The organism is Streptococcus sp. HMSC10A01, from assembly GCF_001807785.1.
In the GTDB taxonomy this organism is placed as follows: domain Bacteria; phylum Bacillota; class Bacilli; order Lactobacillales; family Streptococcaceae; genus Streptococcus; species Streptococcus gordonii.
Genome location: NZ_KV790983.1, coordinates 155,516 through 168,171, shown reverse-complemented (window position 1 = coordinate 168,171; position 12,656 = coordinate 155,516). Strand labels below are relative to the sequence as shown.

Sequence of the window (12,656 nt, the reverse complement as noted above, 5' to 3'; positions counted from 1 at the left end):
TTTAGTTTGCTGATTTTGCTTTGTTTATTTGGGGACCATTTGCCAGAAGAGATCGATAATATAAGTCAAACCATAGGTGTAAACAACTAGTGTGAAGGGTTTGCACAGAATGATAATAATCATATAGCGTTTAAAGGTCATCTTGGTCAGGGCAGCCAGCATACAAAGAAAGTCTGCGGGGCTGATTGGCCAAATCATCATAAAGATGAAAAAACGATCAAAACGATTGCCTTCATCGAGCCAGCCGATATATTTATCGTAAGTTCGCTTGCTGACAACGGATTGAACAAAGGCTGGGCCATAGATTCGAACCAGGTAGAAGATGATGGCGCAACCAATGACGATACCGATGTAGTTATAGATCGTTCCTACGATATGCCCATAGATAAAGACACCAGCAACTGAGGTTAAAGCTCCAGGAATAATTGGGACCACAGTTTGCAGAATTTGTAAAAAAATAAAGAGTGGGGGTCCCCATATGCCTGCTTGTTGGATGAAAGCAGAGAGTGTTTCTTTTGATTGTAAAACTCCAGCCTGATAAGCCCAGATACAAAAGGCGATAGTCCCGACAGCTCCAATAATAGAAGACCAATTAATAACTTTTTGTAAAAAAGGGGACACAGCCTGTAATTGTCGATTTCTCTCTGACATACTCTCCTCCAATGAAATAAACTAATTCTACTATAGCATGTTTTACGTTTTTTGTAAGCTTTGGGCTGTGAGGGTCCAAAATTCTAAAAGATGATAAAATTATATAAGCAATTGACAATAATCTATAATTGTGCAAAAATTGGAAAGATTACATAGATTTAGATTAAAATTTCAGTGTATTAGGAGAAGCAATTTTGGAAGAATATTTAAACTTATATCATCAAAAACTGTGGGAGATTGCATATGAGAATCTCATAAGAACATTTTTCCACCCTTATACAATTATTCTCTTTGCGCTATTTTTAATTATTTGGTACTTATTTTTCGGAAAAAACGAATTTTACTATTTATCGCTAGTTATTTATTCTTGTTCCTTTTGGGAGGAGTCGCAGAGTATGTGAATAGCTATGACAAAATTATGAATCCAGATTCAATTTATAATAAAGATATTCTTTACTATTCGTTAATTCCAGTAGAAATTCGTTTACAGATTGAGTATGTAGAAGAGCAGCCCTTATCAAGCGTTGATGGAGAGCTTAAGAAAGCAGATGTTATACTGTTTGCACTATCTAATCCTTCATATTATGATGGTCTTTTTAGTGACACAGCAAATTTGTTAACAGGTGAGCATAGATTAAGGAAATCATTTTTAGTTGCTTTAGTAGGTTACGAAGAGAAAGATGGTGAATGGCAATCAGTTGATATTCGTATCGCTCCTGGTAAGGAGGAAAAGGATTTTCAGAAGTTTTCGAAGATACTTCATATCAAAAAAGCTAAAGAATCGTCTTTTAATGGCATTGTCAGCTATCTTCAAGAACTTCATGAAAAAAAGTTAGAGAGCGAAAAAAATAGATAGTGGTCTTATGAGCATAATCTTTGGCCCATTTTAAAACGAAGTTCCTCATTTGGGGAGCTATTTTTATTTGCTTGGAAAATAGAAAAGTGAACATCACCTAGCCACTCTAGAAGAAATAGGAGCATGAGTGCCAAAAAGCCCATTTTATGCTATAATAATGAGAATACGAATTTTTGGAGAGAGATGTGGCGATTGAAGATTATATGCCGGACTTTGCGGTCGAGGCAGTTTACGATTTGACAGTAGAGAGTTTGAAAAAACAGGGGATCAAAGCGGTTTTGGTGGATTTAGATAACACCCTGATTGCTTGGAATAATCCAGATGGGACCCCAGAGATGAAGAAGTGGCTCCATGATTTGCGGGACGCGGATATTCGGATTATCGTAGTGTCCAATAATAACAAAAAACGGGTCAAGCGGGCTGTTGAAAAGTTTGAAATTGACTATGTCTACTGGGCGATGAAGCCTTTCACTTGGGGTATTGACCGAGCGCTCAAGCTTTTTCATTTTGAAAAAAATGAAGTGGTCATGGTGGGCGATCAGCTCATGACGGATATTCGGGCGGCTCATCGGGCTGGGATTCGTTCAATTTTGGTTAAACCACTGGTTGAGCATGACTCTATCAAGACCCAGATCAATCGGGCGCGTGAGCGCCGTGTGCTCAAGAAAATTACTGAAAAATACGGCCCAATTCAATACAAAAAAGGAATTTAAGCATGGAAGAACTTCTCTGTATCGGCTGCGGAGCCACTATTCAGACCGAAGATAAGGACAAGCTAGGCTACACGCCTCAGTCAGCTCTGGAAAAAGGCTTGGAGACAGGCGAACTCTATTGTCAGCGCTGTTTCCGCCTGCGCCATTATAATGAAATCAGCGATGTCCAGCTGACGGATGATGACTTTCTACGGCTTCTGCACGAGGTTGGAGATAGCGATGCTTTGGTCGTCAATGTTATCGATATTTTTGACTTTAATGGATCTGTCATCCCTGGCCTGCCTCGCTTTGTTGCTGGAAACGATGTTCTCTTGGTTGGGAATAAAAAGGACATTCTGCCTAAGTCGGTCAAGGATGGCAAGGTGACACAATGGCTGACGGAGCGGGCTCACGAAGAAGGCCTGCGTCCAGTCGATGTGGTCCTGACCTCTGCTCAGAACAAGCAGGCCATCAAGGACTTGATTGACAAGATTGAGCACTGTCGTAAAGGGCGTGATGTTTATGTGGTCGGCGTGACCAATGTGGGCAAATCCACTTTGATTAATGCGATTATTCAGGAAATCACAGGCGACAAGGATATTATTACGACTTCTCGCTTCCCAGGTACGACTCTGGATAAAATCGAGATTCCTTTGGCGGATGGCAGTCATATCTATGATACGCCGGGTATCATTCATCGTCACCAGATGGCTCACTATCTATCTGCTAAGAATCTCAAATACGTCAGTCCCAAAAAGGAAATCAAACCCAAAACCTACCAGCTCAATTCAGAGCAAACCCTCTTCTTGGGTGGTTTGGGTCGCTTTGACTTTGTGGCAGGCGATAAGCAGGGCTTCACAGCTTATTTTGACAATGAGCTTAAGCTCCACCGGACCAAGTTGGAAGGTGCTAGCGATTTTTATGACAAGCATGTCGGCAGTCTCTTGATGCCGCCAGTTGGCAAAGAAAAGGAAGAGTTTCCAGCCTTGGTCAAGCATGAATTTACCATCAAGGACAAGACAGATATCGTCTTCTCTGGTCTGGGCTGGATTCGCGTCAGTGGACCTGCCCGAGTAGCCGGATGGGCGCCAGAGGGTGTGGCGGTTGTCACTCGGAAAGCTATTATATAATACTCAAGAAACCAAGGGGAATAAATCTCCTTAAAATAAGGAAGGAAAAGGCCATGAGCAGTGGGGTGACAAGCAGGTCCCAACTGTATCAAGCCTTATAGAAGAACATGACACTAACATCAAAACAACGTGCCTTTCTCAACAGTCAGGCACACAGTCTCAAACCTATCATTCAGATTGGGAAAAATGGACTCAATGACCAAATCAAAACCAGCGTCCGTCAAGCACTGGATGCTCGAGAACTGATTAAGGTTACACTTTTGCAGAATACAGATGAGAATATCCACGAGGTCGCTGAGATTCTGGAAGAAGAAATCGGAGTAGATACAGTGCAGAAGATTGGCCGGATCTTGATTCTCTACAAGCAGTCCAGCAAGAAAGAAAATCGCAAACTCTCTGTTAAAGTAAAACAAATTTAAGGAAAAATTTCTGTGGAGATGTCATCCTATGGCTATTGAATTACTGACCCCCTTTACCAAGGTGGAATTAGAACCAGAAGTTAAAGATAAAAAACGCAAGCAGATTGGTATTTTAGGTGGGAATTTCAACCCTGTCCACAATGCTCATTTGGTCGTGGCGGATCAGGTCCGACAACAGTTAGGCTTGGATCAGGTCCTGCTCATGCCAGAGTACGAGCCACCCCATGTGGATAAGAAAGAGACCATTGATGAAAAGCATCGGCTGAAAATGCTGGAGCTGGCTATTGAGGGCATTGAAGGCTTAGGGATTGAAACCATTGAGCTGGAGCGCAAGGGAATTTCTTACACCTATGACACCATGAAGCTCTTGACAGAGCAGCACCCAGATACAGACTATTACTTTATCATCGGTGCAGATATGGTGGATTATCTGCCCAAGTGGTACCGGATTGATGAGCTGGTTGAACTGGTTCAGTTTGTTGGTGTTCAGCGACCGCGCTACAAGGCGGGGACTTCTTACCCTGTTATCTGGGTGGATGTGCCCCTCATGGACATTTCCTCCAGCATGGTGCGGGATTTTCTGGCTCAGGGACGGACTCCTAATTTCCTGCTGCCTCAGCCAGTCTTAGACTATATTGAGAAAGAAGGGCTTTATCTATGACCTATGAAAGCTATATCAGTATGAGTCGTGAAGCTTTGCTGGCTAAGATGGAAACAGTCATGCCCGAGAAGCGCCTGCGGCATTGTCTAGGTGTGGAAAAGGCTGCCCGTGAATTAGCGGAGCGCTTCAGTCTTGATGTCGAAAAAGCGGGTCTGGCAGGCCTTCTACACGACTATGCTAAGAAGGTCTTGGACGAGGATTTTCTATCCTTGATTGACAAATACCAGCTAGATCCTGACCTGAAAAACTGGGGTAATAATGTCTGGCATGGCATGGTGGGTATTTACAAGATTCAGGAAGATTTAGGCATCGAAGATGCTGAGATACTGCGGGCCATTGAAATCCATACAGTGGGCAGTGGCACCATGTCTGAGCTGGACAAGGTGGTCTATGTCGCCGACTATATTGAACACAACCGGGACTTTCCAGGAGTGGACAAGGCCAGAGAGCTGGCTAAGCGGTCGCTCGATCAAGCTGTGGCCTATGAAACCGCAAGGACTGTGGAGCATTTGGCTCACAAAGGAATGCCCATCTATCCGCAGACCTTCGAGACCTATAATGCCTTTGTAGGATATTTGAAGGAAATAGAAGAAAATTAAAGAGGAACTATGAAAGAACAAGAATTATTAGAACTGGTCGTGAAGGCGGCCGATGAAAAGCGTGCAGAAGATATTGTGGCTTTGGACTTGCAAGGTCTGACTACTGTGACAGATTACTTTGTCATCGTCAGCTCGATGAACAGCCGTCAGCTGGATGCGGTCGCTGAAAATATCCGTGAGAAAGCTGCTGCGGCTGGTGTTTCTGCTGGTCATATTGAGGGAGATGCAGCTGGTGGCTGGGTACTCTTAGACTTGGGAGGCATCGTCGTCCATGTCTTTTCTGAGGAAATGCGGGCGCATTACAATCTGGAAAAGTTGTGGCACGAAGCAACTGGTGTGGATGTTGCAGCCTTATTGGAAGAAAAGAATAAGTGATTTTTTGCCCTTGGGCAGAAAGCAGAATTTGGCTCAGTCAGCCTGCTGGCTGGGCTATTTTTGAAAGGAAAAGTATGGCAACTTATGAAACCTTCGCGTCGGTTTACGATGCGATTATGGATGATTCTTTGTATGAGAAGTGGACAGATTTCAGCCTGCGTCATTTTCCCAAGGATAAGAAAAAGCTGCTGGAGCTGGCCTGTGGTACGGGTATTCAGTCCATTTATTTTAAGAAGGCTGGTTTTGAGGTGACGGGGCTGGACCTGAGTCAGGAAATGCTGGATTTGGCAGAGAAGCGCAGCAGAGAGGCCGGTTTGGACATTCCCTTTATCCAGGGCAATATGCTGGATTTGAGTGGTGTCGGTCAGTTTGACTTAGTGACTTGCTATTCGGACTCGATTTGCTATATGGAGGATGAAGTTGATGTCGGTCAGGTTTTCATTCAAGTCTACCAGCATCTAAATGAGGGCGGTCGCTTTATCTTTGATGTCCACTCGATTTACCAGATTGACGAGGTTTTTCCAGGCTATTCTTATCATGAAAATGCTGAAACCTTTGCTATGGTCTGGGATTCTTATGCGGACGAACCGCCTCATTCCATCGTGCATGAGCTGACCTTCTTTGTCCAAGATGAGGATGGGCGTTTCACGCGCCATGATGAGGTGCATGAGGAGCGGACCTATGAGATTCTGACCTATGATATCTTGCTGGAGCAGGCTGGCTTTAAGAACGTCAAGGTGTACGCGGACTTTGAGGACAAGGAGCCAACTGACAAGAGCGCTCGCTGGTTCTTTGTGGCGGAGAAATGAGATGACAGTTACTGGTATTATCGCAGAGTTTAATCCTTTTCATAATGGACACAAATATCTGCTGGAGCAGGCTACTGGTCTGAAAATTATCGCTATGAGTGGAAATTTTGTTCAACGAGGGGAGCCGGCTATCGTGGACAAGTGGACTCGGGCACAGATGGCTTTAGAAGCTGGAGCGGATCTGGTTCTTGAGTTGCCTTTCTTGGTCAGCGTTCAGGCGGCGGACTTTTTCGCTAAGGGGGCAGTAGACATCTTAGAGAGACTGGGCATCGAACAGCTGACTTTTGGGACCGAGGAAGTGCTGGATTATGAGAGTGTTTCCAAGGTCTATGCTGAAAAGGCAGAGCAGATGGCGGCTTATCTGACTGGCTTGCCTGATTCCCTATCCTATCCCCAGAAGACTCAGGCTATGTGGCAGGAGTTTGCAGGGCTCAATTTCTCAGGCTCTACGCCCAATCATATCTTGGGCTTGGCCTATGCCAAGGCTGTGACGGGAAAAGATATAAAGCTGTGTCCGATTCAACGTCAGGGAGCTGGTTATCATTCCTTGTCAGCTGATCAGGAATTTGCTTCGGCAACAGCCCTTCGTCAGAATCTGGATAAGCCAGACTTTCTGAAAAAATTCACCCCAGCCCATCACTTGATTGAAGCGGCTCCCAAGGTGACCTGGTCGGACCTCTTTCCTTATCTCCGTTACCAGATAGTGACTTGTTCGGATTTGACAGACTTTTATCAGGTCAATCAGGAGTTGGCCGTTAGGATTAGAGAGGCCTTGAAAAGCAGTGAGACCATAGAAGAGCTAGTTGAGCAGGTGGCTACAAAGCGCTATACCAAGGCTCGGGTTCGGCGTTTGCTGACCTATATCCTGGTCGGAGCTAGGCAAGAAGAGCTTCCGTCTGGAATCCATATTTTAGGTTTTTCTGAACAGGGGCGTCAACATTTGTCCAAGCTTAAGGGAAAAGTTGAATTGGTCAGCCGTATTGGCAAGGAACCATGGGACAGTTTGACCCAGCAGGCCGACAAGGTCTACCAGCTAGGAAATCCTGCACTTAAGGAACAGAATTTTGGACGAGTTCCGGTGATTTTGTTGTAAAGAAAACTTCTATCTAAACTAGAAAGATAGAAGTCAAAGAATAGAAAAAGGAGTCTTCTTTTATGAGAATGAAAAAATCAATCTTACTTTCCCTCTTGGCTATCATTGCCCTTGGCTTAGGTGCCTGCTCGAACTCAAGCAATAATAAGCAGGCCAATGGTCAAGAAAACAGTGCTCAGAAAAAAACTAGTCAAAGTTCTAGTAAAACTAAGGATATAGCGACTCTTCTAGAAGAAATAGAAACTGCTAATCAAAAAATGACTAGTGTTCGTCAAAAAACCAATATAGGTGGCTTGCTGGGAACAACAGATAAAAAGATTCAAAAAGAACAAAATATGACTTCGCAAGTTATCTATAAGACCGAAAAACAAGAAGTAGAGATGGCAAGCATTACAGTTAAGACTGTGGAAGATGGAGAAGAGAATTTTAAAGAACTCTTGATGCCTGGTGGTGAAAAGGCTCCATTATATACCCGTTATAATAAAACTGGTGAATGGGATAAAGAGGTCCAAGAAAAAGGAGGAAAGTATATTGTTTATCCAGACTATTTCCAACTCTTAAATGGCTTAAATGAACTAGCACAAGACTTAAAACTAGAAGAGACAGATAACGATTATGTCTTTACTTTGAAAACTCAAGATGCGGATATTTTAGGAGTATATGGGAAAGAGTTTCGGTTTAACTTTTCTCAATTTCCTAAATCCAACTTCAAAAAAGAATTGACCGTAAAGATTGACAAAAAAAGCAAATTCCTCAAAGAATTTAAGATGAATATATCTACCTCTGGTGATCAAGGAACACTTGCTATCAAGAGTGAAACGAGTTACTCAGACTGGAACTTGGTTAAAAAGGAAGACATTCCAACTATCTCTGACGAGAAAAAAGAGCAATAAGCCGGTGAGTTGAGCTTTGTTATTCTATTTCAGTTTTCCAAGGCTAAGTTCAGAAAGAGCAAGTCAATGGGGAATTTTAAGTTTAAGGTTAACAGGTAATGATCTTCTTTTCTGTGAAAGAAAAGATATAAAAGAGAGCAAATTAGACTATTTTTCTTAGTGATTTTTCCTTGTTCCTGTGTTATAATAAGAAAGATTAAAATGTAAACTATTAAAAGGAGAACCTCCAATGGGACGTAAATGGGCCAATATTGTGGCAAAGAAAACGGCCAAAGATGGCGCAAACTCAAAAGTATATGCTAAATTCGGTGTTGAAATCTATGTAGCAGCGAAAAAAGGTGATCCAGATCCGGAAACAAATACAGCTCTGAAATTTGTTATCGACCGAGCTAAGCAAGCACAAGTACCAAAGCACGTTATTGATAAAGCTATCGATAAAGCAAAGGGAAATACAGATGAAACCTTTACAGAAGGTCGTTACGAAGGTTTTGGGCCTAATGGTTCAATGTTAATCGTGGATACTTTGACTTCAAATGTGAACCGCACTGCAGCGAATGTTCGTGCTGCTTTTGGTAAAAACGGTGGGAACATGGGAGCAAGTGGTTCTGTTTCTTACCTTTTTGACAACAAAGGAGTTGTTGTATTTGCAGGAGATGATGCAGATAGCATCTTTGAATTGCTTTTGGAAGCAGATGTCGATGTAGATGATGTTGAAGCAGAAGAAGGAACAATTACGGTTTATACTGCACCAACGGATCTTCACAAGGCTATCGTAGCTCTGCGTGAGTCTGGCATTGAAGAATTCCAAGTGACAGAGTTAGAAATGATTCCTCAGTCAGAAGTGGTACTCTCTGGTGATGATCTTGCAACTTTTGAAAAATTAGTAGATGTCCTTGAAGACGATGAAGACGTTCAAAAAGTCTACACAAATGTCGAAGGCTTTTAATCTACTGGACCTGCAGTTGGAACTGCAGGTTTTTTTATTATAATCGAAAACTCCAAATGACGTTTACCAGTTAAGGCGATTATGATAAAATAAAGAGAACATATTATTTCAAGGAGACAAGCATGAAAAAAATCTTTCAATATGTAGCCATACTTGTAGCTGGACTGAGCTTGATGGCTTGTGATCTACTTCCTGGCCAAAGTAAGGGTGGGGGCACTCCAGCAGAGCAGAAAGAGGCGAAATCAGGTGCCCTATCAGCTAGCAACAAAGAGATAGAAATGAAAGTAAAGGGCGGCCAGTATATTCTGCCAAGTGATGGAAAAGAAAATTCAAAATATTTAGCCTTGGAATTGGAAATTAAGAATAAATCAGATGAAACAGTTAGAATTTCTCCTTCTGATATTGATATCTATAATCCTAATGGTGAAAAAGTTAAGTTAAGCAGAGTCAGTGATTATAAGCATGGTTTTGAGACAATACAATTCGATAATCTCTCGGCAGGAAAATCTCTTTCTGGTTATTTAGTCTTTGAGGTTGAAACCAACGGTAAGTATGAACTTGAGTATGAGAAAAAGATTTATAACCCAAAACAGAAAATCAAAGGATTTAAATTGACTATTGATCCAGCTAAGTATCCTAATCAGGTGGCAGAAAGTAAGAAACTTGCTTTTGACTATCTCAATACTGTTTTCTTGGGCGGAAAAGCTAAAAGTAAGGATGAGGCTAAATCATCTGGTGGTAAGGAAGATTTTGTTTTGGGAGGCGACCTGTCCCAAAATGAAAGTGACTTCAGGGCAGCGTTTACAGAGGATTTCAAGCGTAAATTACATGATTATCCATTTACTGATGACGAAGTTAATGCTTTTATCGATTCTTATGTAGAAATGAATGCCAAAAGGGCTGAGATTTCTTATAGGGTAACTCAGTACCTACCAAATTCGGTTGTGATCAAGATTAGACCAAAAACGATCAGTCTAAGTAGAACGATTTTAAACCATCGTAAAGCGTTTTATGAAAAACATCGTTCAGAATATGCCAATCTGACCGAAATTAATAAGGCAATTGACAAGAATTATGCTGACGTGATGACGGCTGGTTTAGATTCTCATCCTCTTCTTACAACTGAATCTGAATACCAGTTGACATTTGTTAAGACAGATGGGAAATGGGTTGTAGAACCAGATTATACTTATGATTCCATTGTTGTCGCTTTTGAAGGCGATATATCATAAAAAGTAAAAGAAGAGAGCCTGATTCATCCATCAGGTCTCTCTTTTTTGTTTCTTCCTTAAGCTTTGTGCTATACTGGAGAATAGATAAGTTAGAGGAAAAGGAGCCTGCTATGAAGAAATTTTATGACAAACTAATACAAACCCGCCATTATCTCCATCGTCATCCAGAACTGTCTGGTCAGGAATATCAAACAACGGATTTTTTAAAAAAATATCTGGAAGACCTTGAGATTAGAATATTAGATTCTAATCTGAAAACAGGTCTAATTGCTGAAATCGGCTCCGGACAGCCTATAATTGCCCTGAGAGCTGATATAGATGCACTGCCCATTTTTGAACAGACTAATCTGCCTTATGCCAGTCAAAATCCAGGTGTCATGCATGCCTGTGGACATGATTTTCATCAGACAAGTCTCTTAGGGGCAGCTGAACTGCTCAAGGCTATGGAGGAAGATTTGCAAGGGACAATCCGTCTTATTTTTCAACCTGCTGAAGAGACTTCTTGCGGAGCTTTGGAAGTTATAGAGACAGGCTATTTAGATGATGTGAAAGCTATTGTTGGTTTTCACAATATGCCTCAGCTAAAAGCAAATCAGTTAGCTTTAAAGCCAGGGGCTATGATGGCTGGAGTAGAGAAATTCAAGGTAGAAGTGGAAGGGATTAGTAGCCATGCTGCACGGCCGGATCTGGGTGTTGATACAGTCATAACCTTGACTAGTATGGTCCAAGCCTTGCAAGTTTTGGTGGCCAGAACGGTCTCCCCTTTTGAAGCCAATGTTCTTTCTATTACCCATATCGAGGCAGGAACTACCTGGAATGTTCTGCCCCAAAATGGTTTTTTTGAAGGCACCATTCGATCCTTTAGCCCAAACTCTCAAAAAAAATTAAAAGAAGACTTTATTAAAATTGTTGAAAATACAGCAGAAAACTTTGGTGCACGAGTTTCTATTACTTGGGATCAAACACCACCTGTGACTTATAATGATCCGGATTTGACCGAACTCTTATTTGAAAATTCTAAAACATTTGCTGAGGTGGTGGAGGCCAGGCCTTCCACAGCTGGAGAAGACTTTGCTTTTTATCAGGAGAAGATTCCAGGAGTTTTTGCCTTTATTGGTTCAAATGGAGCAGATGCTGCACCAGATCTCCACCATGACACTATGACTATTGATGACGAAGCTTTTAAAGTATCTGTTCCATATTATGTCGAAAGCGCCCTCTGCTTATTAAGATGCTATAAATAACAACTATATCCCTATATAAAAAAATGAAACTAGGCAAATCTCCTTCCTTTTGTTAAGATAGAACAGTGGCAAGGAGATTTTATTGTGCCTTTATTGTGTGCCTGCAATAAATAAAATTTATACCCTTGATAAAAAATATATACTAGGCAAGCTTAGGGATATTTGTTATTATAGGACATAGTTTATAAATGAATAGGAGAATATCTGTGAAAAAATTAGTTAAATATTCTGCCCTTCTTGCTCTTACTTTTGCAGCAGTCGGAACCTTAGCTGCTTGCTCAGCTTCAAATAGCAAGTCTGAATCAGGTAAATCAGATGAGAAGAAGGTAACAGTTGAAATTGCAACCGTTGGAACAACCCGACCTTTCTCATATGATGATGAAGATGGAAAATTAACAGGTTATGAAATTGAAGTGCTTAGAGAGGTCTTTAAGGGATCAGACAAGTATGAAATCAATTTCAATAAAACTAAATGGACTTCTGTCTTTGCTGGTTTGGATAGCGATCGCTTCCAAATTGGTGCCAACAATATTAGTTATTCAAAAGAACGTGCTGGTAAATATCTTTATGGAAACCCATATGCTAAAAACCCAACTGTTTTAGTAGTTCGTAAGGGAACAGATATTAAATCTTTAGATGATATTGGTGGTAAATCGACGGAAGTGGTACAAGGAACTTCTACAGCGAAACAGCTGGAAGACTACAACAAAGAGCATCCTAAAAAGGAAACGAAAATTAACTACACGGACGGAACGATTCAACAAATCCTAGTGAATCTGAATGAGGGTCGTGCAGATTACAAGATTTTTGAACGTATTTCTGTTGATACCATTATCAAAGAACAAAATTTGGAAAATCTAGAAGTCATTGAACTTCCTAGCGATCAACAGCCATATGTTTATCCTTTATTTGCTCAGGGACAAGAAGAATTAAAAACTTTTGTAGACAAACGTATTAAGAAACTATACGAAGATGGTACTCTTGAAGAACTTTCTCAAAAATACTTCGGTGGTAGTTACCTTCCAGAGGCAAAAGATATTAAATAATTAATAAGAC

15 protein-coding genes are annotated in these 12,656 nt (G+C 41.4%); 14 read left to right on the top strand and 1 reads right to left on the bottom strand.

The genetic code is table 11. The features are described 5' to 3' along the window. Positions 1–24: 24 nt before the first annotated feature. Entirely contained in the window at positions 25–651 is a 627-nt protein-coding gene (locus HMPREF3108_RS08005) for a TVP38/TMEM64 family protein (RefSeq protein ID WP_046165068.1), read from the bottom strand. A 418-nt stretch (positions 652–1,069) separates the two neighbouring features. On the opposite strand from HMPREF3108_RS08005, the gene HMPREF3108_RS08000 reads away from it, so the two are divergent. The 14 genes from HMPREF3108_RS08000 (at position 1,070) to HMPREF3108_RS07935 (ending at position 12,646) form a co-directional block, all read left to right on the top strand. After that, on the top strand, positions 1,070–1,507 hold the full coding sequence (locus tag HMPREF3108_RS08000; RefSeq protein WP_256262234.1) for a hypothetical protein: 438 nt from the start codon (positions 1,070–1,072) through the stop codon (positions 1,505–1,507). A 185-nt stretch (positions 1,508–1,692) separates the two neighbouring features. Further along, a complete protein-coding gene (locus tag HMPREF3108_RS07995; protein ID WP_048778244.1) occupies positions 1,693–2,220 on the top strand; it encodes a YqeG family HAD IIIA-type phosphatase in 528 nt (175 codons plus the stop codon). A gap of 2 nt (positions 2,221–2,222) precedes the next feature. Further along, positions 2,223–3,329: a ribosome biogenesis GTPase YqeH gene (yqeH, locus tag HMPREF3108_RS07990; RefSeq protein WP_048778246.1), complete on the top strand. Its 1,107-nt coding sequence runs from the start codon at positions 2,223–2,225 to the stop codon at positions 3,327–3,329. Positions 3,330–3,436: 107 nt separating this feature from the next. After that, positions 3,437–3,748 carry a ribosome assembly RNA-binding protein YhbY gene (gene yhbY, locus HMPREF3108_RS07985; RefSeq protein ID WP_002896287.1) on the top strand — a complete coding sequence of 104 codons (312 nt, stop codon included), beginning with the start codon at positions 3,437–3,439 and terminating at the stop codon, positions 3,746–3,748. Between the two features lie 28 nt (positions 3,749–3,776). Further along, positions 3,777–4,409 (top strand): nicotinate-nucleotide adenylyltransferase, encoded by a 633-nt coding sequence (locus tag HMPREF3108_RS07980; RefSeq protein WP_002901026.1) that lies wholly within the window; start codon positions 3,777–3,779, stop codon positions 4,407–4,409. Beyond that, entirely contained in the window at positions 4,406–5,008 is a 603-nt protein-coding gene (yqeK, locus tag HMPREF3108_RS07975) for a bis(5'-nucleosyl)-tetraphosphatase (symmetrical) YqeK (RefSeq protein ID WP_048778249.1), read from the top strand. The genes HMPREF3108_RS07980 and yqeK overlap by 4 nt, the downstream gene beginning before the upstream one ends. Before the next feature lie 9 nt (positions 5,009–5,017). Further along, positions 5,018–5,383, top strand: a complete 366-nt coding sequence (gene rsfS / locus HMPREF3108_RS07970; protein ID WP_045505699.1) for a ribosome silencing factor — start codon at positions 5,018–5,020, stop codon at positions 5,381–5,383. Positions 5,384–5,457: 74 nt separating this feature from the next. After that, positions 5,458–6,192 (top strand): class I SAM-dependent DNA methyltransferase, encoded by a 735-nt coding sequence (locus HMPREF3108_RS07965; RefSeq protein ID WP_070494448.1) that lies wholly within the window; start codon positions 5,458–5,460, stop codon positions 6,190–6,192. Position 6,193: 1 nt separating this feature from the next. Further along, on the top strand, positions 6,194–7,285 hold the full coding sequence (locus HMPREF3108_RS07960) for a nucleotidyltransferase (protein ID WP_061596121.1): 1,092 nt from the start codon (positions 6,194–6,196) through the stop codon (positions 7,283–7,285). Positions 7,286–7,347: 62 nt separating this feature from the next. Then, the gene (locus tag HMPREF3108_RS07955; protein WP_061596120.1) at positions 7,348–8,178 is read left to right on the top strand and encodes a DUF6612 family protein; all 831 of its coding nucleotides are present in this window, start codon (positions 7,348–7,350) and stop codon (positions 8,176–8,178) included. A 229-nt stretch (positions 8,179–8,407) separates the two neighbouring features. Then, positions 8,408–9,124 (top strand): YebC/PmpR family DNA-binding transcriptional regulator, encoded by a 717-nt coding sequence (locus HMPREF3108_RS07950; protein ID WP_008808461.1) that lies wholly within the window; start codon positions 8,408–8,410, stop codon positions 9,122–9,124. A 122-nt stretch (positions 9,125–9,246) separates the two neighbouring features. After that, the gene (locus HMPREF3108_RS07945) at positions 9,247–10,356 is read left to right on the top strand and encodes a DUF4352 domain-containing protein (protein ID WP_048778258.1); all 1,110 of its coding nucleotides are present in this window, start codon (positions 9,247–9,249) and stop codon (positions 10,354–10,356) included. 110 nt (positions 10,357–10,466) lie between these two features. Further along, positions 10,467–11,600 (top strand): amidohydrolase, encoded by a 1,134-nt coding sequence (locus HMPREF3108_RS07940; protein WP_048778260.1) that lies wholly within the window; start codon positions 10,467–10,469, stop codon positions 11,598–11,600. 188 nt (positions 11,601–11,788) lie between these two features. After that, complete coding sequence (locus HMPREF3108_RS07935; protein ID WP_172455820.1) at positions 11,789–12,646, top strand: amino acid ABC transporter substrate-binding protein; 858 nt, start codon at positions 11,789–11,791, stop codon at positions 12,644–12,646. Positions 12,647–12,656: the final 10 nt, after the last annotated feature.